General features: G+C 55.5%; 17 protein-coding genes. 11 read left to right on the top strand and 6 right to left on the bottom strand.

Annotation, left to right across the window (positions count from 1 at the left end; translation table 11 throughout):
• Positions 1–19 precede the first annotated feature (19 nt).
• The 8 genes from QCD60_RS00980 (at position 20) to QCD60_RS01015 (ending at position 9,540) form a co-directional block, all read left to right on the top strand.
• A complete protein-coding gene (locus QCD60_RS00980; RefSeq protein ID WP_279781532.1) occupies positions 20–1,627 on the top strand; it encodes a carboxyl transferase domain-containing protein in 1,608 nt (535 codons plus the stop codon).
• 10 nt (positions 1,628–1,637) lie between these two features.
• Positions 1,638–2,459 (top strand): enoyl-CoA hydratase/isomerase family protein, encoded by an 822-nt coding sequence (locus QCD60_RS00985; protein WP_279781534.1) that lies wholly within the window; start codon positions 1,638–1,640, stop codon positions 2,457–2,459.
• A 277-nt stretch (positions 2,460–2,736) separates the two neighbouring features.
• Positions 2,737–4,749 (top strand): acetyl/propionyl/methylcrotonyl-CoA carboxylase subunit alpha, encoded by a 2,013-nt coding sequence (locus QCD60_RS00990; protein ID WP_279787860.1) that lies wholly within the window; start codon positions 2,737–2,739, stop codon positions 4,747–4,749.
• Between the two features lie 31 nt (positions 4,750–4,780).
• Positions 4,781–5,689, top strand: a complete 909-nt coding sequence (locus tag QCD60_RS00995) for a hydroxymethylglutaryl-CoA lyase (RefSeq protein WP_279781536.1) — start codon at positions 4,781–4,783, stop codon at positions 5,687–5,689.
• A gap of 128 nt (positions 5,690–5,817) precedes the next feature.
• Positions 5,818–7,521, top strand: a complete 1,704-nt coding sequence (locus QCD60_RS01000) for an AMP-binding protein (RefSeq protein WP_279781539.1) — start codon at positions 5,818–5,820, stop codon at positions 7,519–7,521.
• A gap of 462 nt (positions 7,522–7,983) precedes the next feature.
• Positions 7,984–8,790: a class I SAM-dependent methyltransferase gene (locus QCD60_RS01005; RefSeq protein WP_279781541.1), complete on the top strand. Its 807-nt coding sequence runs from the start codon at positions 7,984–7,986 to the stop codon at positions 8,788–8,790.
• A gap of 116 nt (positions 8,791–8,906) precedes the next feature.
• Positions 8,907–9,206, top strand: coding sequence for a hypothetical protein (locus QCD60_RS01010; RefSeq protein ID WP_279781544.1), 300 nt, complete (start codon positions 8,907–8,909; stop codon positions 9,204–9,206).
• Positions 9,190–9,540 carry a hypothetical protein gene (locus QCD60_RS01015; RefSeq protein ID WP_279781546.1) on the top strand — a complete coding sequence of 117 codons (351 nt, stop codon included), beginning with the start codon at positions 9,190–9,192 and terminating at the stop codon, positions 9,538–9,540. Before QCD60_RS01010 ends, QCD60_RS01015 begins: the two co-directional genes overlap by 17 nt.
• 83 nt (positions 9,541–9,623) lie before the next feature.
• On the opposite strand, the gene QCD60_RS01020 is transcribed toward QCD60_RS01015, so the two are convergent.
• Both QCD60_RS01020 and ylqF read right to left on the bottom strand, forming a co-directional pair.
• Positions 9,624–10,193 (bottom strand): hypothetical protein, encoded by a 570-nt coding sequence (locus tag QCD60_RS01020; RefSeq protein ID WP_279781548.1) that lies wholly within the window; start codon positions 10,191–10,193, stop codon positions 9,624–9,626.
• Positions 10,190–11,158, bottom strand: coding sequence for a ribosome biogenesis GTPase YlqF (gene ylqF / locus QCD60_RS01025; protein WP_279781550.1), 969 nt, complete (start codon positions 11,156–11,158; stop codon positions 10,190–10,192). Before ylqF ends, QCD60_RS01020 begins: the two co-directional genes overlap by 4 nt.
• 327 nt (positions 11,159–11,485) lie before the next feature.
• On the opposite strand from ylqF, the gene QCD60_RS01030 reads away from it, so the two are divergent.
• Complete coding sequence (locus QCD60_RS01030) at positions 11,486–11,995, top strand: ACT domain-containing protein (RefSeq protein ID WP_104154858.1); 510 nt, start codon at positions 11,486–11,488, stop codon at positions 11,993–11,995.
• A 509-nt stretch (positions 11,996–12,504) separates the two neighbouring features.
• On the opposite strand, the gene QCD60_RS01035 is transcribed toward QCD60_RS01030, so the two are convergent.
• Positions 12,505–13,764 carry a methyltransferase gene (locus tag QCD60_RS01035; protein ID WP_279781556.1) on the bottom strand — a complete coding sequence of 420 codons (1,260 nt, stop codon included), beginning with the start codon at positions 13,762–13,764 and terminating at the stop codon, positions 12,505–12,507.
• 117 nt (positions 13,765–13,881) lie between these two features.
• Positions 13,882–14,118: a hypothetical protein gene (locus QCD60_RS01040; RefSeq protein ID WP_104154860.1), complete on the bottom strand. Its 237-nt coding sequence runs from the start codon at positions 14,116–14,118 to the stop codon at positions 13,882–13,884.
• A 196-nt stretch (positions 14,119–14,314) separates the two neighbouring features.
• On the opposite strand from QCD60_RS01040, the gene QCD60_RS01045 reads away from it, so the two are divergent.
• Positions 14,315–15,499 carry a sensor domain-containing diguanylate cyclase gene (locus tag QCD60_RS01045; RefSeq protein WP_279781560.1) on the top strand — a complete coding sequence of 395 codons (1,185 nt, stop codon included), beginning with the start codon at positions 14,315–14,317 and terminating at the stop codon, positions 15,497–15,499.
• A gap of 132 nt (positions 15,500–15,631) precedes the next feature.
• Here QCD60_RS01045 and QCD60_RS01050 read toward each other — a convergent pair whose 3' ends face one another.
• Positions 15,632–17,065: a glyceraldehyde-3-phosphate dehydrogenase gene (locus tag QCD60_RS01050; protein WP_279781562.1), complete on the bottom strand. Its 1,434-nt coding sequence runs from the start codon at positions 17,063–17,065 to the stop codon at positions 15,632–15,634.
• Between the two features lie 434 nt (positions 17,066–17,499).
• Between QCD60_RS01050 and mfd the strand changes: the two genes are divergently transcribed.
• Positions 17,500–20,958, top strand: coding sequence for a transcription-repair coupling factor (gene mfd / locus QCD60_RS01055; protein ID WP_279781564.1), 3,459 nt, complete (start codon positions 17,500–17,502; stop codon positions 20,956–20,958).
• Here the strand turns inward: mfd and QCD60_RS01060 are convergent.
• Positions 20,938–22,980 carry an EAL domain-containing protein gene (locus QCD60_RS01060; RefSeq protein WP_279781567.1) on the bottom strand — a complete coding sequence of 681 codons (2,043 nt, stop codon included), beginning with the start codon at positions 22,978–22,980 and terminating at the stop codon, positions 20,938–20,940. The two genes, mfd and QCD60_RS01060, sit on opposite strands and share 21 nt — an antisense overlap.
• Positions 22,981–23,146 lie beyond the last annotated feature (166 nt).

Below are 23,146 nucleotides of genomic sequence, written 5' to 3' on the forward strand. Positions count from 1 at the left end.
TCAACTTAAGGAACATCACATGGCCATCTTCACTTCCAAGATCAATCCAAGGGCAGCTGACTTTCTCCATAACGAGCAGGCCATGCGCACTCTGGTCGATGACCTGCACACCAAACTGCAACGGCTCTATCAGGGTGGCGGCGCCCGCTATCAGGAGCGTCACGTCTCGCGCGGCAAGCTGCTACCCCGTGATCGGGTGGAACGTTTGCTGGATCAGGGCAGCCCCTTTCTGGAACTGAGCCAGTTTGCTGCCTATGAGGTGTATGACGAAGAGATTCCCTGTGCTGGCGTCATTGCCGGCATTGGCCGGGTCAGCGGCGTTGAGTGCATGATCATTGCCAACGATGCCACCGTAAAGGGCGGTACCTACTATCCCATTACCGTGAAGAAGCATTTACGGGCTCAGGCCATCGCCGAGAAAAACCATCTGCCCTGCATCTATCTGGTGGACTCAGGTGGCGCCAACTTGCCCAATCAGGATGAAGTTTTCCCTGACCGCGATCACTTCGGCCGGATTTTCTACAATCAGGCACGCATGTCTGCCAAAGGTATCCCACAGATTGCCGTGGTGATGGGCCTGTGTACCGCGGGAGGGGCTTATGTACCCGCCATGGCGGATGAATCCATTATTGTGCGTAATCAGGGCACCATCTTTCTGGCCGGCCCGCCGCTGGTCAAAGCCGCTACCGGCGAAGAAGTCAGTGCCGAAGACCTGGGTGGTGCTGACGTGCACTGCAAAGTTTCCGGCGTGGCAGACCACTATGCCGAGAACGATGAGCATGCCCTGCAACTGGCACGGCAGTGCATCAGTCGCCTCAATCATCAGAAGCCAGCACAACTGGATGTCCGCCCCACCCTGCCGCCACGCTATGCGGCTGAAGAGCTGTACGGCGTGGTTGGTACTGATCTGCGCAAACCCTTCGACGTCCATGAAGTCATCGCCCGGGTGGTCGATGACTCCGATTTCGACGAATTCAAACCTCTTTACGGCCCCACACTGGTGACAGGCTTTGCCCGACTCTATGGCTATCCGGTAGGCATCGTTGCCAACAACGGCGTGCTGTTCAGTGAATCAGCACAGAAAGGGGCGCATTTCATCGAGCTGTGTGCTCAGCGCAAGATCCCCCTTATTTTTCTGCAGAACATCACCGGCTTTATGGTCGGCCGCAAGTACGAAGCCGAAGGCATTGCCAAACACGGCGCCAAAATGGTGACCGCCGTGTCCTGTGCTCAGGTGCCCAAGTTCACAGTGCTGATTGGTGGCAGTTACGGCGCGGGCAACTATGGCATGTGCGGTCGCGCCTACGACCCCAATTTCCTGTGGATGTGGCCGAACGCCCGCATCTCCGTGATGGGTGGTGAGCAGGCTGCCAACGTACTGGCACAGGTCAAGCGCGACAACATGCAGCGTAATGGCCAGTCCTGGAGCAAAGAAGAAGAGCAGACCTTCAAACAGCCCATCGTCGATCAGTACGAACATCAGGGCCACCCTTACTATGCCAGCGCCCGCCTGTGGGATGACGGCATCATTGATCCGGCACAGACACGCGAAGTACTGGGTCTGGCACTGTCCGCCTCACTGAACAAACCCATTGAAGAAACGCGCTTCGGCGTGTTCCGCATGTAAGGAGCGGGCCATGACTGACACTTTCACGCCAGCTGCCGACCCGGCTTCGCATGCGCTTTTGCAGCATCAGGATGACCGCGGCGTACTGACCCTGACCCTGAACCGGCCAGACAAGCGCAATGCCTTCGATGACAGCCTGATCAGCCAGCTGACCGATGCCCTGCAGCAAGCCGACAACAACGCCGCCGTGCGTGCAGTGGTGCTGACCTCTACGGGTGAGCATTTCAGTGCCGGGGCAGACCTGAACTGGATGAAGCGCATGGCAGCCTACACCCATGAGCAGAATCTCACTGATGCGCTGGCGCTGGCTGGCCTGATGAACACCCTTTACAGCTTGAGCAAACCGACCCTTGCCCTGGTACGAGGCGCGGCTTACGGCGGCGCAGTCGGGCTGGCCGCCTGCTGTGACATGGTGATCGCTGCCGACAACGCCAGCTTCTGCCTCAGTGAAGTGCGTATCGGCCTCATCCCGGCCACTATCTCGCCCTTTGTACTGCGCGCCATCGGTGAGCGTCAGGCACGGCGTTACTTTCTTACGGCAGAAGTCATCAATGCCTGTAAAGCCGTAGAACTGGGATTGGCACACAGCTGTGTACCGGCTGATCAGGTGGCCGCAGAAGCAGATGCTCTGCTCAAAGCCCTGCTCGGCAACAGCCCGGCAGCCATCAGCGCTGCCAAGCACCTTATCAGTAGTGTCAGCGGCGAACCGATTGATCAGGCCTTGCTGCAGGATACCAGCCAGCGTATCGCTGATATCCGGGTGTCGGTGGAGGGTCAGGAAGGACTGAGCGCCTTCCTTGAAAAGCGAGCCCCAGCCTGGCGCCAGCATTGAGCTGACCTGTCGTCAAACACGGCAGAGTAACGTCCAAAAAATAAAAATTGAGCAGGTCGCTGAAAAACGCATCGAAGTGCCGAAGCAAGAAAGAGACAGCCGAAAAAGCGCAGTTTAGTAAGCTAAATGAGCCTTTTCAGCCCATTTTTGACGCAGCATCCGGCAACACAGATAGCGTACACCGACCTGTAAGAGACCTGAGCTGTCGCCTTCCCAGACCTGCAGGCGACAGCAAAGCCAAGGAGACACCCTGATGTCCCAGTCAACTGCAAACCGCATGATCAGCAAACTGCTGATTGCCAACCGGGGTGAAATTGCCTGCCGCGTAATTCGCACGGCTCGACGCCTTGGCATTCGCACCGTCGCTGTCTATTCCAGTGCCGATGCCAATGCTGCACATGTACAAATGGCTGACGAAGCCTTCCATATCGGTGAGGCTCCCAGCAAGGACTCCTATCTGCGTGGGGATGTGATTCTGGCGGCAGCCCAGCGGGCCGGGGCCGATGCCATTCACCCGGGGTATGGCTTTCTGTCGGAAAATGCAGGCTTTGCCCGTGCCTGCCATGATGCCGGCATTATCTTCGTCGGGCCGCCCGCTGCAGCGATTGAGGCTATGGGCTCCAAAAGTGCCGCCAAGGCGATCATGGAAGAAGCAGGTGTACCGCTGGTTCCGGGTTATCACGGCGCCGATCAGGACGCCGCCCTGCTCAAGACTGAAGCTTCACGCATCGGCTACCCCGTGCTGCTCAAGGCCGTAGCGGGCGGTGGCGGTAAAGGCATGCGTGTGGTCTGGCAAGCCAACGAGTTTGAAGAAGCGCTGCAGGCAGCGCGTCGTGAAGGACAGAACGCCTTTGGTAACAGTGACATGCTGGTAGAGAAATACCTGACGCGCCCGCGCCATGTGGAGATTCAGGTATTTGCTGATCAGCTTGGTCACACCCTGTATCTGGCGGAACGTGACTGCTCTATACAGCGCCGCCACCAGAAAGTGATCGAGGAAGCTCCTGCTCCGGGCATGACGGCAGAACTGCGTCAGGCCATGGGTCAGGCGGCAGTTCGTGCCGCTGAAGCCATCGGCTATGTAGGTGCCGGAACAGTGGAGTTTCTGCTGGATGAGGACGGCTCGTTCTACTTCATGGAAATGAACACCCGCCTGCAGGTCGAGCACCCTGTCACCGAGATGATTACCGGGCTGGATCTGGTGGAATGGCAGTTGCTGGCGGCTACCGGCCAACCCCTGCCCCTATGTCAGGAACAGGTGCAGATCAACGGCCACGCCATTGAAGTTCGTGTCTATGCCGAAGACCCTGACCACGACTTTCTCCCCGCTACCGGCCATATCCACTATCTGCGTACGCCCCCCACCGATGCCCACGTGCGGGTCGATACCGGTGTGGGTCAGGGTGATGACATCAGCATTTATTACGATCCGATGATTGCCAAACTCATCGTCTGGGACACCAGCCGGGAGCGGGCGATCAACCGTCTGAACAAGGCGCTGGCGGCCTATCAGATCAGCGGGGTAAAAACCAATCTGGACTTTCTCAGTCGCCTTTCCGGCCATCCGGCTTTCACTGCCGCTGAACTGGATACCGGCTTCATTGAGCGGCATCGCGATACCCTGTTTGCTGCCCATAACACCGATCAGCAAACGATACTGGTTGCTGCCGCCATGGTGGTGGTGCTAGACCAGCAGCAACAGCGCCACGACGATCCCTGGCAGCAGTCACCCGCCTGGCGCCTCAATGCGCCAGCCCGACAGCAACTGCGCCTGCTGCTGAACGAGCAGGAGCTTCAGGTCAGTGCCACACGCCGTGGCCAAGGCTATCAGCTGATGCTGAATGGCAGCGAGCTGGACGTTTCAGCCCACATTGACAACGCTGCGGGTGAGGATGAGGAGTCGCAGCTGGTGCTGATCCTTGATAGCCATCGGCAGCGCTGGCAGTTCCACCGCCAGCAAAAGGATGAAGGTACAGCACTGACCCTGTTCAATGGCCACAAGGGCACCACCGTGACGCTGTTACCTCCCGTTCAGGCAGCCATCAGCACGCATCATCATGATGCCAGCCTGTCTGCTCCCATGAACGGAACCGTGGTCGCGGTACTGGTCAGCCCTGGCGAGCAGGTAGACACCGGCACAGGGCTGATTGTGGTGGAAGCGATGAAAATGGAGCACACCCTTCGTGCACCACAGCAAGGCGTGGTGGATGAAATTTACTTTCAGGCAGGTGACCGGGTGAATGAGGGCGATGAACTGCTTGCCTTCACCCCCCTCGATAACCAGGGTTAACCCACGGAGCAGCAACGCTGGAGCGTCTGATATGTCTTTACCCAAGCAGGTGCGCATTGTTGAAGTAGGCCCTCGTGACGGCCTGCAAAACGAATCTCAACCCGTCAGTGTTGATACCAAGCTGGCCCTGATTGACTGGCTGGCCGATAGCGGATTGCAGGTCATCGAAAGCGGCAGCTTCGTGTCACCCAAATGGGTACCGCAGATGGCAGGCTCCAGAGAGCTGTTTCAGCGGCTGCAACGCCGTGCAGGGGTCACCTATAGCGCACTGACCCCCAATCTGCGGGGGCTTGAAGATGCCCTGAGCGTCGGTGTCGAGGAAGTCGCCGTCTTTGCCGCTGCTTCCGAGAGCTTCAGCCAGAAGAATATCAACTGCTCCATTGCCGAAAGCCTGGAGCGCTTCCAGCCACTGATGGAAAAAGCCAGACAGTTTGGCGTCCCCGTCAGGGGCTATGTTTCCACGGTGATTGGCTGCCCGTATGAAGGGGCTATTGCCCCCGCCGCCGTCGCCAGCGTGTCTCAGGCGCTGTTCGATATGGGCTGCTATGAAGTCTCCCTCGGCGACACCATTGGTGTCGGCACACCTGCGACCTTTATCGCCATGCTGGATGCGGTCGCTGCGGTGGTGCCGGTGGACAAACTGGCGGTGCACTGCCATGACACCTATGGCATGGCCATCGCCAATATCTACGCCTCGCTGCAACAGGGGATCAATGTGGTCGACGCTGCCGTCGCCGGACTGGGAGGCTGTCCCTATGCCAAAGGCGCCACAGGTAACGTGGCGACCGAAGAGGTCGTGTACCTGATGCATGGACTGGGAATTGAAACCGGTGTTGATCTGTCGGTACTGGTACAGGCTGGCCGCTATATCAGCGAGTCGCTCAAACGCCCCTACAACTCCAGAGTAGGTAAGGCGTTACTGGCCAGAGCCGAAGGATAATCCCGCGCTAAAAGTGTTTTACAGAGTGCAGTATTACGGGGGTGCTGACCACCGTTATGCCACGGTGATGATCAGCACCTGATCAGCTTATCCGCAGTATAAAAATAATAGCCATGAGGATCAGTACCATGTCCGGCTCCACGCTCAGCTACACCAGCGCTGTCAGCAGCAAGCCTCTCCTGGGTGACACCATTGGTGACCTGTTTGACAAGATAGTCGCCCGTTACCCTGACAACGAAGCCCTGGTGGTACGCCACCAGCAGCGTGACCAGAAACCCTTGCGTTATACCTACCGCCAGCTGCAGCAGGAAGTAAACCGCTGCGCTCGCGCGATGCTGGCACTCGGCGTCAAGAAGGGACAACGCGTGGGCATCTGGTCACCCAACTGCGCGGCATGGTGTATCACTCAGTTTGCCACCGCCAAGATTGGCGCCATTCTGGTCAACGTCAACCCGTCCTATCGCCTGCACGAGCTGGAATATGCCATGACGCAGTCAGGGTGCAGCTGGCTGGTCAGTGCTGATGTGTTCAAGTCGTCCAACTACACCGAGATGCTGTACCAGCTGGTTCCGGGGTTGGCTGAGAGTCAACCGGGCCAATTACAGTGTGAACTGCTGCCTGAGTTGCGCGGCATCATCACGCTGAGTCAGGAGACAAGGGCAGGTATGCTGCGCTGGCAGGATATGTTCTCCCACACCGACTCCGTCAGTGACGAAGAACTATCCCGTACTCAGGCAGATCTGAGCTTTGATGACCCGATCAATATCCAGTACACCTCCGGCACTACGGGCTTTCCCAAAGGCGCCACACTCAGCCATCACAACATTCTCAACAATGGCTTCTTCGTCGCGGAAAGTATGGGCTTTACCGATCAGGATCGACTGGTCATTCCTGTCCCCCTCTATCATTGTTTCGGTATGGTGATGGGTAACCTGGGCTGTGTAACCCATGGCGCCACCATGATCTATTCAGGGGATGGTTTTGATCCGCTGGCCGTACTGCAAACCGTGGCAGAAGAAAAAGCCACCGCCCTGTATGGCGTGCCCACCATGTTTATCGCTGAACTTAATCACCCCGAGTTTGAACAATTCGACCTTTCCACCCTGCGTACTGGCATCATGGCAGGCTCGCCCTGCCCCATCGAAGTCATGAAGAAAGTCATCGAGCGCATGCATATGGCCGGTGTGCAGATCGCCTACGGCATGACGGAAACCAGCCCGGTATCACTGCAGACTGGCAGTCACGATCCGCTGGAAAAGCGGGTAGGCTCTGTCGGCCGCACCCAGCCGCATCTGGAAAACAAGATCATTGGCCCGGACGGCAGCCTGATGCCTCGTGGCGAAATTGGTGAGCTGTGTACCCGTGGTTATAGCGTCATGCTGAAATACTGGAATAACCCCAAGGCCACCGAGGACTCCATCGATCAGGCAGGCTGGATGCACACCGGCGATCTGGCGGTGATGGATGAGGAAGGCTATGTCCGCATCGTCGGCCGCAGCAAGGACATGATCATTCGCGGCGGCGAGAACGTGTATCCCCGCGAGATTGAGGAATTCCTCTACACCCATCCTGATGTTGCAGACGTGCAGGTGACTGGCGTACCGGACGAAAAATACGGCGAAGAGATCATCGCCTGGATCAAGCCAGCACCGGGCCATTCGCCCAGCGAAGACGATATCAAGGGTTTTTGTCAGGGCAAGATTGCCCACTTCAAGATCCCGCGTTACATCAAGTTCGTCGACACCTTCCCCATGACAGTGACCGGCAAAATTCAGAAGTTCAGGATGCGCGAAATCAGCACCGAAGAGCTGGGTTTGAAGTCACTCAGCTGACAAGCCGTTGCAGGCTGCCTCAGCTCAGCCGGGTAACGAGCGGAGGTAGCAAGCAGCGATAATTCGTGTAGCGAACCAAAACAGCGCTTATCCACAACGCCAGACAGCGAAAGCTGCCCGCTTTCGAGGCGTATACCAGAGCCTGGGAGTGCTGACGGCAAGCGTGGGAATGATAAAGCGCTGTTACCTTTCTACGCAGACCGGCCAACCTGACAAAGACTGCGAAAATGCAGCAGATCACACCCAATGACGGGGATGGAGTGGAGCTTGAGTGTTGTTGGTCCCATATTTGCTAAGTTTTTATCTATATGTGAGGTCATACCACTATCGTTCGTCTAACAGCTACGTTTATCTAACAGATAGTGGGTCAGTGAATGCGAACGCGCTTGATACCCGTCAACGCTCTGTCATCAATGACCTATACACTCTCCGCCTCAATTGCAGGTCACGAGCCATAACAACATGCTTGCGCCAGAACTAGAGCATTACCATTCCCACCTTGATCAGGTTCGCATCCTGGACCATCTCCGCGCCAATCCGCCCCAAAAAACCAGCACACTGGCGGGTATTGATCAGCTGCATATCGGTGGGCGTGATGCAACTGCTCGTCTGCTCGAACAGTTGCATCTGGAAGCAGAACATCGGGTAATGGACATGGGCTGCGGACTGGGTGGTACCAGCCGCATGCTGGCAGAGAAGTTTGGCTGTCAGGTCAGTGGCATGGATTATTGCGGTGAGTTCTGTGAGCTGGCCGGGCAACTGACCCAATTCTTTCCGACATTGAACGAGCACATCACCTTTGTTCAGGGTGACGCCATTCAGCAACCCTTTGCCGACTACAGTTTCGATCTGGTGATCAGCCAGCATTGCCTGATGCATATGCCTGAGGTCGATAAGGTACTGGCGGAAATCCAGCGCGTACTCAAACCTTCCGGCTTACTCGCCATGCATGAGGTGATTGCCGGGCCAGTGCAACCCTGCCTCTACCCTACCCCCTGGGCCATGGATGGTAGTAACAGCTTTCTGACCACCAGCGAAGTACTGCAAAGCAGAATGGATCGCGCAGGCTTCACGCAGCTGCACTGGCAGGATGTTACCGAGGAGGCGCTGGCATGGCGTCTCAATCATGGTGCGGACTCCCGCTCTGCTCGTGGTCTCTCGCCCAGCTGGGTACTGGGGCATAACTTCCGGCAGATGGCGGAAAATATTCTGCTCAACCTGCAACAGGAGCGAATTCGTATCGTCGAAGCCATCTATGTGCGTCACTAACCCAAACGGTACGGCACAGGGTGCAGGCAAGTATTGGTTGAGTTCGATGCAAATTGGACTACCATTGCCCGTACAGTAAGCAATGCAACACCCCCTGACGTAGTTGAAGCACATCAATGAGCATTCTCTTCAGTAATCTGTTTGGCGCCAGCCAGACGAGCGCGCTGCAATCCACCCAGGCCATCAGCCAGGTCAATGCGCAGCAGCCTCAGACCGGTGTCGGCCAGATCAATATTGAAGATCGCCCATCCACTGTGGTCAAAATCTCACAAGCGGCCTACGATGCGCTGGCCCAGGAGCAGCAACAGCTGCAGAGTAGCACCCAGCAAGTGCGCCAAGCCCAGCCCACGTCCCAGATGGTTGAACTTAAACAGCTGCCTGCCTATCTGTTTCAGGTGAATGAAACTGACAGTTAGTCGCCCCCTGCCGGGTAAACTCCTTCGCGCTCTGGCAGCAACCGTGGTCTGCTTTCTGCCATTTACTTCGACACAGGCTGTACCGCTCTTCTGTGATCTGGACAACTCCATCAAGGGAGCAGAGAACACAGCCATGAACTACGTCAGCCAGGGTGCTGGCGGCAGGCAATACACTACGACTTTCAAGGCCAGCAAGATGCAGAAGCTGCATCGTACCGGTTACCGGGAAATTGAGGTGTTCGTGAAATGGAAGGACTATTACTACACCGTGTATGTGGAAGTGAACCCCATGTGCCAGTCCTGGGTTACCAAAAGAACTAACGCCCGGCCCTGACTCCCCTCCCAGAAATAAAAACTCCCGTCAGCCTTGCGGCTGCGGGAGTCGTGTCAATGACCAGTATTTGCAGGAAGCAGAACTTAACGCGGGCCCTTGCCACTGCGTTCGAACGCATCCCACAGATCATCACTACCTTCCTCATCAACCCAGTTCACTTCCTGTTCATGGGCCATGATGACGTCGTCGAAGTAATTCATATCTTCTTCGCTGATGTTACGTCCTTCGTTCATTCTCTTGAGAATGGACATCAGGCGCTGATCTTTTTCTGCGCCTGGGAACGGCGGCTGAACCTTCCATTCAGGTTCAGCCTTGGTGACAACCTTCTGCACCCGCTTGTTGATCTGTTTGTCCATTTCCTGCGCAGACACCGGCAGACCACGTTGCAGACGTGCCAGATTGTCGAGTACCTGCTGGCGACGCGGAGTGGCACGCTGATGCTGACCTTTACCGGCAGCTTCAGCGGCTTCATCGGCATCAACTGCTTTCTGATAGACCGACTTGACTCGCTTGTTCTTGTCCAGCCAGCGCTGCTTGAAGAGCTTTTTCAGATCTGGATTAGCATCACGACGCTGGGGCTTTTCATGGGGATTCTTGCGCTGTTCTTTTTCGCGCTCTATTGCCGTTGCACGGCTTTTCTTACTACGGCTCATGCCTGTGATTCCTGTTGTTCTTCCGCACCGTCAACTGAATGTGCGTTTTCGCGCAGGGGATCATCACCCTGCTGTTGATCTTCTGCCAGGGCGGCAGCGGCTGCCGCTTCCGCCTCAGCTTGAATTTTGGCTTCCCACTCTTCTACCGTATCGAGGGTGAAAAGTCCCAGACTGCCGTTACGCAGCTCCTGAATCAGGATCTCCGATGCCTGATGCATCTCGACGATTCCCCCTGCCCGCAGACAACCACGCTTGCGACCGATAGCGTCGATCAACGCCTGTTCATTGTCAGGCAGGCTGGTCAGTTTGTAACGCTTGAGCAGTACATCAGGGCTGCGCTGCATCAGCAGCTTGGCGGTATACAAGGCAACTTCTTCATAGTGCATGGCAGTATCGCGCACTGCGCCGGTGGCTGCCAGTCGGTATGAGGCGTCAACATCCTCAATTTTGGGCCAAAGCATTCCCGGCGTGTCATGCAGTGCCATGCCGTTTTGCAGCAACACACGCTGCTGGGCTTTGGTGACCGCTGGCTCATTACCCACTTTGGCGATCTTGCGCCCGAACAGGGTGTTGATCAGTGTCGACTTACCCACGTTGGGAATCCCCATGATCATGGCACGTACATTGCGCCCCGCCTGAGCCCGCCCCGGCACCAGCTCCTTACAAAGCTGCGGCAGACGTTTGACGGAGTTGGGCTGATCCATACGCACGGCCATCGCCAGTGTCTGATCTTGCTGTTTGAACCACTCGGCCCATTGACTGGTCATGTCAGGGTCAGCCAGATCGCTTTTATTCAACAGCTTGATCATCGGTTTGCCTTCACTCAGCCGGCGTACCATGGGATTAGAGCTTGAGTAAGGTATACGGGCATCGACGACTTCAATGACCACGTCGATATCGGGCATGGCCTTGGCAATATCCTTGCGGGCCTTGTGCATATGTCCGGGAAACCACTGAATACTCACGACGCTACCTCATCTCTCCCCACCGGGCGAATACCATGCAGGGAAAGGTTATTGAATGAATTTTTTGACCTTCTTGCAGCCCGATCATTCACCACAATGACCATGACAAGGCTGAGAGGGAAAGCTACAGTATTTCCCATACGCTTTCCCCGAGACCCGGCGTGCACTGAGCGTGGAAGAGGCGGTAAGAGTCGACCGCAACGATTTCCTGAAACTCACCCGTGCAACGCTTCCAGGAATGGTACGAGAAAGCAGCGAGAAAAAGGTGCGCATTATAACCATCATCGGCTCAATCAGCCATCATCCCTGATCGTGAAGGAGTAGTTTATGGAGTGGATTCTCAGCGTCATGGCCACCGACCGCCCTGGTCTGGTGGAACGTATCGCCAGGCAGGTCCAGCAGCATGGAGGCAACTGGGAAGAAAGCAGCCTGTCACGTCTGGCAGGTCACTTCGCTGGCATCATCCGCATCACCCTGGCTGATGACAAAGCAGATGCACTGAAGAAAGCACTGGAGAGCCTGGCTGTCGACGGGCTGACAGTGAACATGGCTTCTGGCACACAGTCACAACAGGAAGCGGAACCCAAACAGGTTGAACTGGAGCTGGTAGGTCACGACAAGCCCGGTATCGTCAGTGAAGTCAGCACGGTGCTGGCCAGCCTCGGTATTAACGTCGACACCTTGACGACCCGTGTAGAAAGCAGCTCGATGACGGCAGAGCCGCTATTCCGTGCAGAAGCACATCTGACGCTCCCCGGCCAACTGGAGCTGGACGTCCTGCAGTCACGACTGGAAGCTATTGCCAATGATCTGATGGTTGATATCAGCTTCTCGTAACTCGCAAAACCTTCCCACCCTCCGCCAGAGTTTACGATCTGCCATCAAGTGGATCGTAAACTTCCCGGCCAGTCCACTGCGAACTCTCTCACGCAGCACAGCGCTGACGCCTCATTCAAGGAATGGCGTCAATCACCGCTGGATTTCCTGCCGTCAGCCTGCATAGGCACTACACTTACTGAACTGCGGCAGGATGTCCCTTCTCGAGACGTCGGCCCGGCACAGAGCCACAACAATAATTAACTCTGCTGTATTGCCAGCCAATACAGGTCAACGACCCACACATTGTTTACGACCAATGTGCAACCACTGCTTTGATCTCAGAGCGGGAGCGCCCTATGTCTGCATTGCTTCAACTGGTCATCACTGTTCGCAACTGGTTTGTTCTGCCCTGGATGTCTTCTTACCGCAATGACCCACACCATTTCTATGGCCGCGTTTTTACCCAGCGCCACGCCCGCAAGGTAGGCATTGTCAAAAATATCTGGATTGGCGGGGGTCTTCTGATGTTAACGCTTGGCAGCTGGCCGGCGGTGCTGACGATTTCGCTGCTGCTGACCTTTGTGTCCTTTGTCGTGCTCGACGAAACGCCGTGAGGGCACGTAACTGTTGTCTTTAACAGCCTCCAGTAACACAAACTTGGGGTTGCCGGCGATCTGCCTCACGTTACCAAACAGCTGCTGCAGCCGCTGGTGGTAGCCGAGGTGGCGATTGGCCACAACCCAGAGTACCCCCTGGTCACGCAATGCCTGGTGCGCCTGAGCAAACATGCGTCTGGCGATATGATCCCCCACGACCTGCAGCTGGTGGAAAGGAGGATTATTCAGTACCACATCGACACTGCCGGGGGTCACCTCAGCCAGACCATCCCCCGCATGAAAGTGACAGTGCTCCCTGCCCGGAAGATTGGCCTCAGTACTCAGCCCGGCAGTAGCCAAAGCCATGAAGGACTCGTCATAAAAATGCAGCTCAGCCTCCGCAAAACGTCGACCCGCCAGCACGCCGAGAATGCCGTTGCCGCAGCCAAGATCAGCGATCACCGGTTGTACCGCCTTAATCGTCAGACGGTGCAAATTCTCCAGCAAGAAGCGACTACCAATATCCAGATGCCCCTGGGAAAACACGTTGGCGTACTCCCGTAGATATACGCCATAATCCGCTACGGTATATTCCTGCAGGGTAGGCTCAGGGATAGCTGCGAGCTTTTCTTGCTGCAGCACAATCTGCACCACCCGTGCTTTTCGTACTGCCAGCCCTTTTTGTACATCACCTAATGAAGCCAGCTGGGCAAAATGCCCATTGGCCCAATGCTTCACCATGCCACCCGCCAGCAGCAAGGTCTGCTCATCACTATGGGGAGCGATCAGGCGTTGGATCTGGTCCTGCATATACGCCAGACTTTTTGGCAGGCGCCATAGCACCACATCATAACGCCCTTCCAGCGGTTGCAGGACGCTTTGCACTGCGGGTGTCGCGAGGGAGTTGATCCTGGCATTGGCCAAACAGCCCTGCTGGGCCAGAAAGGAATCGGTAACCGACGTTGGTTGCGCTACAGTCAGGCTCAAGGTCAGAGCACCAAACTGGTCATTGATTACCAGTATTCGGCGCTGAGGCCAGTCAGGCAGCAACAACTGTAACTGCTCCAGTAAATAGCTGTCAGCGGCATCGTAGGGCAGTAACTCACTGCCATCATTATCGGGAAATCGTGACAACTGCAGGCGCGCTAATTGCGCCAGGGTGGTGTTATCGGCTTGCAGCCCCGCGGTCATGCGCTCGCACTCACTGTCATTAGCAAAGCGCGCATTCTAGCAGGAGGTTCCAGCAGCAGCGCAACAAATCTGCCCTCTGGGAACTGTCCTCAGGCAGAAGCCACTCATCTCGCCACATCAACTCCAGGAGTCGCGGTCGTCGAGGTAGCTGTGCTCCTGTCTGGCATCGTCGAATGCTTCCATGAACAGGGCATGTGCTTCCTTATGAAAGTGAGGATTGAGGTTGACCAGCTCTTCCAGCAGGGATGCCAGCACACGAGCCGGTTCAGCGTTGCGTTCGCGGCATCGGTCGATGAATGCGACCGGTACCTCCAGTTGAATATTGGTGTAGAAGTTGTCGTTAGAAGTATCCATAAGCACCTCCATTTAGATTGATGAATGCTTACAATCCCTTCACAATTCAAGCCACCACGGAACAGCACGACGTATCGGTTACTTTTTTGTCGGCAAAGCGTGGCATTGCCAGTTCCCTTGTCATACTCCATGACTGGAACATGGCCTGCACAGCAGGACGCTGACGGCATTTTGTAAACAGGTAGATACTTTATTCATGTCTGATGATCCGCTGTACCAGGCAGAACCCACCTCCCGCCCTGCTGTTATTGACTGGGAGCGGCGCTACCGTGAGCTGGAAAGCAGGTATCGGCAACTGATTGGCGATGCCGAACGCTTCCAGCAATCCCTGATGCAATTTCGCAGTCTCGAGTTGCAACTGCTAAAGGCTAACTCCCTGGCGGAGCTGATCAGCATTCTGTTATCTGAAACCGGCGCCCACTTCAGTCTTGATAAGGTTCATCTCTACCTGATTAACAGTGAAGACCGCTTTAGTGACTTTCTGGGAGACAAACTGCAACCGCTGTGTGACAGCGGGCTGATTATTCTCAGCACGCTTGCTGAGCTGGCCAAGCTATTCCCGGAAACCACCGTACCTTGTCTGCAATCACGCAAGCTCGATGAGGCCGGACTGCCACATTGGCCTGACGAGATCAATTCCCATGCTACGTTGCCGTTACGGCGGCACGGCAGCCTGATTGGCCTGCTGAACTTAGGCAGCAAGGATGGAGAACGCTTCAATCCTGACTACGGTATGGATCTGCTGGAGCATTTTGCCTCCATGATCGCACTCTGCATCGAAAACAACATCAGTCAGGAGAACCTTCGCCAGCTCAGTCTGCGCGATCCGTTGACCCAGGCCTGGAATCGCCGTTATCTCGACAAGGCACTGAGGGAAGAGCTGGAGCGTGCTCACCAGCTTAACTATCCGCTCAGCTGCATGCTGATCGATCTGGATCACTTCAAGACTATCAATGACACCTATGGCCATGCCATGGGAGACAAAGCTCTGGTGGAAATCACCCGAATTCTGCGTACTCAGGTGCGGCAAAGCGACGTTATTGCCCGTTACGGTGGTGAAGAGTTCGCCATCTTGTTGCCAGGCTGCCCCAAGGAGCATGCACTGATGATTGCTCAGAGCATCTGCAGCCAGACCAGCAAAACCGTAATGAAAAACACTCTGGGCCAGTCATTCAGCCTGACTCTTTCGGTAGGTGTATCAGCATTTACACCTCAGGACTCCGAACGCCCTCTGCCCCGCAGCCTGCCTACCCATCTATTTCTTGAAGCGGACGAAGCGCTGTATCAGGCCAAGCGCAATGGCCGTAATCAGGCCGTCATGGCAACACCCCACATTATCCGCTCAAGCAATGAAGTCCCCACGACTAGAACGTTTGGTTAACCTCATTAGCCCGGCTCACTTCGCGGCCACTCCCACCTGACGACCAGCAGTGACAACATTATCCGCAGCCAGAATGCAAAACGGGGAAGCCGAAGCTTCCCCGTTGATCGTGCACTACTGTCTTATCAGGACTTATTCCACCGGGAATACTGACAGCGTAGAGCCTGTCAGGTACTGCATGATACGCACTACCTGGCAGCTGTAGCCAAACTCGTTGTCATACCATACGTACAGTACACAACGCTTGCCGCTGACGATGGTTGCCAGACCATCAACGATACCGGCAGAACGGGTACCGGTGAAGTCAGAAGAAACCGCCTCAGGTGAATTGGAATAGCCCACCTGCTTCTGCATGCTGGAGTGCAGCGATACCCAGTTCAGGTAGTCATTCAGCTCATCCTTGGTCACTTCCTGCTCCAGAGTCAGATTCAGGATGGCCATGGAAACGTTGGGCGTGGGAACGCGAATGGCATTACCGGTCAGTTTACCGGTCAGTTCGGGCAGCGCTTTGGAAACCGCTTTGGCAGCACCGGTTTCGGTGATAACCATGTTCAGCGGCGCAGCACGACCGCGACGGTCGGCTTTGTGGTAGTTGTCGATCAGGTTCTGGTCATTGGTATAGGAGTGCACGGTTTCAACGTGACCGTATTCGACACCAAACTCATCATTGATCGCTTTCAATACCGGCACAATGGCGTTGGTAGTACAGGAGGCTGCAGACAGGATCTTGTCAGTATCGACGATATCGCCATGGTTAACGCCCATAACGATGTTCTTCAGATCCCCCTTACCAGGTGCAGTCAGCAGAACACGTGCCACACCATTGGCGCGCAGGTGCAAAGACAAGCCGTCTTCGTCACGCCATTTACCAGTGTTATCCACCACCAGTGCATGGCTGATGCCGTACTCGGTGTAGTCGATATTGTCTGGCGCGTCAGCGTAGATCACCTGAATCACATTACCATTAGCAGTGATGGTGTTCGCTTCTTCATCGATGGTGATAGTGCCACGGAAAGCACCGTGTACAGAGTCGCGGCGCAGCAGGCTGGCACGCTTGGCCAGATCATCCTTGCTGCCCTTACGGACGACGATGGCACGCAGGCGCATGGCCTGACCACCACCGGTTTTCTCGATCAGCAGACGGGCAAGCAGGCGACCGATACGACCAAAGCCGTATAGAACGACGTCAGTGGCTTTCTCTTCCTTGCCGTTACGTGGCGCGTCGTTCAGCTCTTCAGCAACGAACTCTTCCAGTGACAGACCATGAGATTTGGTATTGAACAGCTCGAACAGTTTACCAATATCAACGTGGCTGTTGGTGACACCCAGTTGATCGACAAGCTGCAGAATGGGGAAGGTGTTGACGACTGACAGTTCGGCGCCAGTGATCTGACGCACAAAACGGTGCGCCTTGATGATGTCGATTACTGCGCGGTTGACGATCACCTGTCCGTAAACAGAGATCTCAACATTACGTTCACGATACATGCGGCCAACCATGGGAATCATCGATTCCGCAATCGACTCGCGCTCTTTCCATTCAGTGAACACTTTTTCTTGACTCACGGGTCTATCCTTTAACGTCGTTTAAAGAGCATTACTGCCGGGACGCCAAGCCATCGGCTGCGGTTGTGAGGCTTAAAGAGCACGATGCTCAACCACCTCTCGACACCGTCACGGATCGCTTTGACTCTGAAAGCGTCCCCTGCAGACACACTCAGAAGGTAGATAGGGTTTCGGGCGGCGACAATTATCCTTGTTTAGTCTGGAATGGGCAAATAGCAAAAAGCATAGTGGCGCCTGATGTACCTTGATCGCTCGTGGTTTCGTCACTACATAGGGTCAGCAGCATCTGAGGCACTGAGAGGTAGCTGCAGCGTGTTGCCTCGGCTACAGATGCAGTAACATAGCAACGCGTTGACTGGCACCCGTCAGGGCTTGTTTCTCTGAAGTGTCTTTGTCCTGTGCGCAAATGCAAAACGTGGAATTAGGGAGCAACAGTGTCTTTACTTGTGGATTCGCTGGCCCTGCCCAGCAAGGCAGGGGAACTGCGCTTTATCGGAGAGTTGCAAGGAGCGGCCCCGGCACTGCTCTGCGCTGATCTGGTACGTCAGCACAGGGGGCTGGTAGTGGTGCTGACCAACACCCCGGCGCAAACCCAAAGCCTGGAGGAGGAATTGCGCTTCCTGCTGGCTGCTGATGAACAGCGTTATCCGGTACTGACCTTCCCCGACTGGGAAACCTTGCCCTACGACCGCTTTTCACCTCACCAGGATATTATTTCCCACCGTCTGGAAGCTCTGTTTCGCCTGCCGTCACTGCAACAAGGCGTGCTGATCCTGCCGCTGAGCACACTGCTGCAGCGTCTTTCACCCGTGGCATATCTGGATGGCTATAGCCTGCAGTTACGACCGGGGCAACGGTTTGATTTCCAGACTTACCGCCAGCGCCTTGAACAGGCAGGGTATCGTGCGGTAGATACCGTCTACGAGCACGGTGAATATGCCATCCGCGGCGCCATCATGGATATCTTTCCCATGGGCAGTCCCCTGCCGCTGCGTGTTGAGCTTTTCGACGATGAAATCGATACGCTGCGCAGTTTTGATCCGCAAAATCAGCGCACCCTGACGGCACTGAAAGAAGTGCACTTGCTGCCTGCCCGTGAATGCCCTCTGGATGATAAAAGTATCAGCCGCTTTCGCCAGCGCTGGCGTGAGCGTTTCGATGTTGATCCACGCCAGTGCAGTGTCTATGAGGATGTCAGCCACGGTTTGGCGCCGCCGGGTATCGAGTATTACCTGCCACTGTTTTTTGATCAGACCAGTACCCTGTTCGACTTTTTACCTGAGCAGGTGCTGTTGTGCCGCTATGCAGGGCTTCAGGATCGATTGCAGCAGACATGGACAGATATTGAGCAACGGTATGACGAGCTGAGCCACGATATACGTCATCCCATTCTCAAGCCGACCGAAATTTATCTTCCTCCGGAGCAACTCAACCAGTTGCTCAATCAGCATCCGGGCATTGAGCTGAGCCTTGCGTCTCTGCCGGACAAGGCAGGTCGCATCAACGCTGGTGCGGCTACACCGCCTGCACTGACCATTGACGCCCGTGCTGAACGCCCCTATGCCGCCCTGCAGCAGTTTGTTGACCAGCACAACGACTGGAAGCTGCTGATTTGCGCCGAGTCTGCAGGACGGCGTGAAGCACTGCAGGAGCACTTGCACAAGGCACAGCGCAAAGCCAGTTATATCGATGGCTGGGAAGCCTTTCTCGGCGCAACCGCCGGACTTTATCTGACCGTAGCACCGCTGCAGGACGGCCTGCTACTGGCTTCCCGCAAAGTCGCGCTGATCAGCGAGGCACAGCTGTTTGGATTACAGGTTCGTCAGGCTAGACGCAGACAGAAAAGCCGTGATGACAGTGATCAGGTCATCCTTAGTCTGACCGAGCTGAGCCTGGGCGCACCTATCGTACATATCGATCACGGTGTGGGCCGCTACAAAGGCCTGACTACTCTGGAAATCGAAGGCCAGCAGGCCGAATTTCTGATGCTGGAGTACGCCGACGAAGCCAAACTGTATGTGCCTGTCTCGTCATTGCATCTGATCAGCCGTTATACCGGTGCCAGCGAAGAACTGGCGCCGCTTAACAAGCTGGGCAGTGATCAATGGCAGAAAATACGTCAGAAAGCGGCCGAGAAGGTTCGTGATACCGCGGCAGAACTGCTGGACGTCTATGCACGTCGCGCGGCGCGCAAAGGGTTTCCGTTTACCGCTTCAGAAGTGGAATATGCTCAGTTCTCCGGCAGCTTCCCCTTTGAGGAAACACCCGATCAGCAAAGCGCCATCAGTGCGGTACTGGATGACATGAAGGCGGCCAAACCGATGGATCGACTGGTCTGCGGTGATGTCGGTTTTGGTAAGACCGAGGTGGCCATGCGTGCCGCATTTGTAGCCACGCTGGAGGGCAAACAGGTTGCCGTGCTGGTGCCGACCACGCTGCTGGCACAACAGCATTATGAAAGTTTCCGGGATCGTTTTGCTGACTGGCCCATACGCATTGAAGTGCTGTCGCGTTTTCGTAGCAGCAAAGAAGTGGATCAGACGCTGCAGGCTGTAGCCGAAGGCAAAGTGGACATTCTGGTGGGTACCCACAAGATTCTGCAGCAGGATGTTAAATACAAAGATCTCGGCCTGGTCATCATCGATGAGGAGCATCGTTTTGGGGTGCAACAGAAGGAGAAGCTGAAAGCACTGCGAGCCAACGTTGATATTTTGACGCTGACCGCCACTCCGATCCCACGCACCCTCAACATGGCCATGTCCGGCTTGCGTGACCTTTCCATCATTGCCACCCCCCCTGCCCGACGTCTGTCCATCAAGACCTTCGTGCGAGAAAGTGATGAGCGCATGATCAAGGAAGCTATTCTCAGAGAGCTGCTGCGCGGCGGTCAGGTGTATTACCTGCACAACGAAGTGAAGACCATCGAAAAGACTGCGCAAACCATCCGTGAGCTGATTCCTGAAGCGCGGGTGGCAGTGGGTCATGGACAAATGCGCGAACGCGAACTGGAACAGGTGATGTCCGATTTCTATCACCGCCGTTTCAATGTACTGGTGTGTACCACCATCATTGAGACCGGTATCGACGTGCCCAATGCCAACACCATCATTATTGATCGTGCTGACAAGTTTGGTCTGGCGCAGCTGCACCAGCTGCGTGGCCGTGTCGGCCGCTCGCACCATCAGGCCTACGCCTATCTGCTTACTCCACCATGGCGTACCATGACGCCGGATGCCCAAAAGCGCCTGGAAGCCATCAGCGGCGCCGAGCATCTGGGAGCGGGATTTACGCTGGCTACCCACGATCTGGAAATCCGCGGTGCCGGCGAATTGCTGGGTGAAGAACAGAGCGGGCAGATTCACAGCATCGGTTTCAGCCTTTACATGGATATGCTCGACCGCGCAGTCAAAGCCATTCGCCAGTGCAAGGCATTTGATCTGGAAAAACCACTTAACCTGGATGCCGATGTCAACCTGCGACTGCCTGCCCTTATCCCTGATGACTATCTACCCGATGTCAACGCTCGTCTGATTCTGTACAAACGCATTGCCAACGCGACGGATGAGGATCAGCTGCGTGAACTACAAGTAGAGATGATTGACCGTTTTGGCCTGTTGCCCGAACAGGTCAAGAATCTGTTCAGGCAGACTGAGCTGAAGCTCAAGGCGACCACACTGGGGGTGGTAAAAATCGAGGCGAATCAGGAGAACGGTCAGCTGGAGTTTGCCCATGACACCAAGGTTGATCCGTTCAAACTGGTACAACTGGTGCAAAAACAATCACAGCGCTACCGCCTGCAGGGGACTCAGAAGTTGCGCTTCACTCAGCCCATGGCCAATGCCGACAAGCGTTTCAAGGCTGTGGAAGAGCTGCTAGATGCCCTCGCCCCCTGACATCCATTCCACATCCAGCACAGGCTGCTGCCTTGCCCATTCGGGCAGCGCCTGAGCTGGTAACGCAATGGAAAAGCGATAGCCCTGCAGCAGATCACAGCCCATGCTTTTCAGATAGAACCACTGGCTATTCCTCTCTACCCCTTCTGCCACCACCGTCAGTGACAAGGAATGAGCCATGTCGATCATCGCCTTGACCAGCACCCGCTCATGCGACCTGGACTCCAGTGAATCGATGAAAGTCTTGTCGAGCTTGACGCAACTGAACTCAAACTGACGCAGATACTGGAAAGAGGCATAGCCGGTTCCGAAGTCGTCCAGCACCACCTTGATGCCCTTACGGGCAAAATCACTGATTACTGCCGCCGCCTTCTCCGGCTCCAGCATCTGGGTTTCCGTAATTTCCAGCTCCAGTACCGATGGTGGTAGTTGTCGACGCTCCAGCTCTTCCACTACCAACTGCACCAGTCCCTGATCAGACAACTGTGCAGGTGACATGTTCACGGCTACATGCAAGTCCATGTTGCCAGTTTCAACCCGCCAGCTTTGCAAAGCATCAAGGGCCTTGGCTATAACCCAGCGACCAATAGGCATGATCAGCCCACTTTCCTCTGCTAGCGTGACAAAGATGTCCGGATTAATCGCACCCAGCATCGGATGATGCCAGCGCAGCAGCGCCTCAGCTCCCTTCCAGCTGCCATCTAATGCAGACACCTTGGGTTGAAACAACAGCTCGAACTCCTCTCGCTCCAGAGCACGATGCAAATCACTCCACAGACGCAGTCGCTCACGCGCTCCGTTCATCAGGCCATTGTCATAGACAATCAGCGGCCCCAACTCGTACTGTTTGGCATACGCTAGGGCCGTCTCTGCTTCCTGCATACGCTTTTGTGCAGACCCCTGACTTGGGCCAATACTCAGCCCGCCACGCAGGGCAATAAACAGCTCACCGCCACTCAGCTCATAAGGGCCACGTAACACCATCAGCCAGGACTCTGCCTGCTGACGCATCGCCTCCCAGTCACTCAACCCTTCCATCAGCACACTGAAATGGTCACCACCAATACGCGCAACGGCCTGACTGCTTGGCACCAGACTTTGCAGGCGCTGGGATAGCATCAGAAGCAACTGATCAGCAGCACTGTGGCCGAGGCTCTGATTGATTTGGCGAAAGTTGACGACGTCCAGCGCCAGCACACCAAAATACTGGCCAGCGTGAAGTTGTTTTTCATTGCGCTGAAGGAATGCCTGACGGTTGCACAACCCTGTCAGCAAATCAGTCTGATGTGCCGCCTCCACCTGTTGCTGCAAGGTCTGATCATTGAGCGTCAAAGTATAATAGGCCGCCTCTCCGCCCTGATTCTCCACTCCCCGTAAAACGAAGGCATAGAATCGCAGCGCGCCATCGGGCAAAGGCAACCAGAATCGCCCTTGCCACTCGCCAGCGTCCTGCAGGGCATTGTGTACCTGCTCAGCCGATAAACTGGGCTCCAGCTCAAACAGGTCTTTCCCCACTACATCACTGGTAGACTGATGGCGCTCATTGATATAGGCAGCATTGGCCGACGTGACCCGCCAGTAGCGATCAATGATCAGCATGGCTTCATCACTGTGCGAGTAGGCTTGCATCCCCAGTTTGTTGAGTCGCTGCAACTCAATATGGGCAAAGGCATCATCGAGCACTGCGAGCAGTTCTTCCCGGCGCCATGGCTTGCTGATGAACTTAAACAACACACCGGAGTTGATGGCCTGCGTCAGGCCATCAAAGTCTGTATAAGCAGACAGCAGAATACAAAGCACATCAGGATAGCTTTGCTTGATCTTTTCAAAAAGCTCTGAGCCCTGCATCTTGGGCATGCGCTGATCACTGATCACTACCCGTATACGATGCTGCTCAATCAGTGGCAGCGCGTCTTCAGGATCGGTGGTACCAAAGCAGCTGTAATCCTGCCTGCGCAATAGCCGAACAATAGCGTTGACGTTGTTGACTTCATCATCAACTACCAATATGCGCTGCTTCATGCCCTTATCCTTACCACAGCACCACCGCCGGGATACTACTTACTGACAATATAGTCAGCAAAGACCGATTTGTAGATCAGATGCATAGTAATTCGACTGCACACCCATCCCTAGGGAATATAACGCCAAAGTACGTAGAGATGATGCCCATTTGCCATACAAATGA

Source organism: Pokkaliibacter sp. MBI-7 (assembly GCF_029846635.1).
Classification (GTDB): Bacteria; Pseudomonadota; Gammaproteobacteria; order Pseudomonadales; family Balneatricaceae; genus Pokkaliibacter.

Bases quoted from the DNA above. Each gene is read 5' to 3' on its own strand.
- QCD60_RS00980 (WP_279781532.1), top strand. From the start codon at position 20: ATGGCCATCTTCACTTCCAAGATCAATCCAAGGGCAGCTGACTTTCTC.
- QCD60_RS00985 (WP_279781534.1), top strand. From the start codon at position 1,638: ATGACTGACACTTTCACGCCAGCTGCCGACCCGGCTTCGCATGCGCTT.
- QCD60_RS00990 (WP_279787860.1), top strand. From the start codon at position 2,737: ATGATCAGCAAACTGCTGATTGCCAACCGGGGTGAAATTGCCTGCCGC.
- QCD60_RS00995 (WP_279781536.1), top strand. From the start codon at position 4,781: ATGTCTTTACCCAAGCAGGTGCGCATTGTTGAAGTAGGCCCTCGTGAC.
- QCD60_RS01000 (WP_279781539.1), top strand. From the start codon at position 5,818: ATGTCCGGCTCCACGCTCAGCTACACCAGCGCTGTCAGCAGCAAGCCT.
- QCD60_RS01005 (WP_279781541.1), top strand. From the start codon at position 7,984: ATGCTTGCGCCAGAACTAGAGCATTACCATTCCCACCTTGATCAGGTT.
- QCD60_RS01010 (WP_279781544.1), top strand. From the start codon at position 8,907: ATGAGCATTCTCTTCAGTAATCTGTTTGGCGCCAGCCAGACGAGCGCG.
- QCD60_RS01015 (WP_279781546.1), top strand. From the start codon at position 9,190: ATGAAACTGACAGTTAGTCGCCCCCTGCCGGGTAAACTCCTTCGCGCT.
- QCD60_RS01020 (WP_279781548.1), bottom strand. From the start codon at position 10,193: ATGAGCCGTAGTAAGAAAAGCCGTGCAACGGCAATAGAGCGCGAAAAA.
- QCD60_RS01030 (WP_104154858.1), top strand. From the start codon at position 11,486: ATGGAGTGGATTCTCAGCGTCATGGCCACCGACCGCCCTGGTCTGGTG.
- QCD60_RS01035 (WP_279781556.1), bottom strand. From the start codon at position 13,764: ATGACCGCGGGGCTGCAAGCCGATAACACCACCCTGGCGCAATTAGCG.
- QCD60_RS01040 (WP_104154860.1), bottom strand. From the start codon at position 14,118: ATGGATACTTCTAACGACAACTTCTACACCAATATTCAACTGGAGGTA.
- QCD60_RS01045 (WP_279781560.1), top strand. From the start codon at position 14,315: ATGTCTGATGATCCGCTGTACCAGGCAGAACCCACCTCCCGCCCTGCT.
- QCD60_RS01060 (WP_279781567.1), bottom strand. From the start codon at position 22,980: ATGAAGCAGCGCATATTGGTAGTTGATGATGAAGTCAACAACGTCAAC.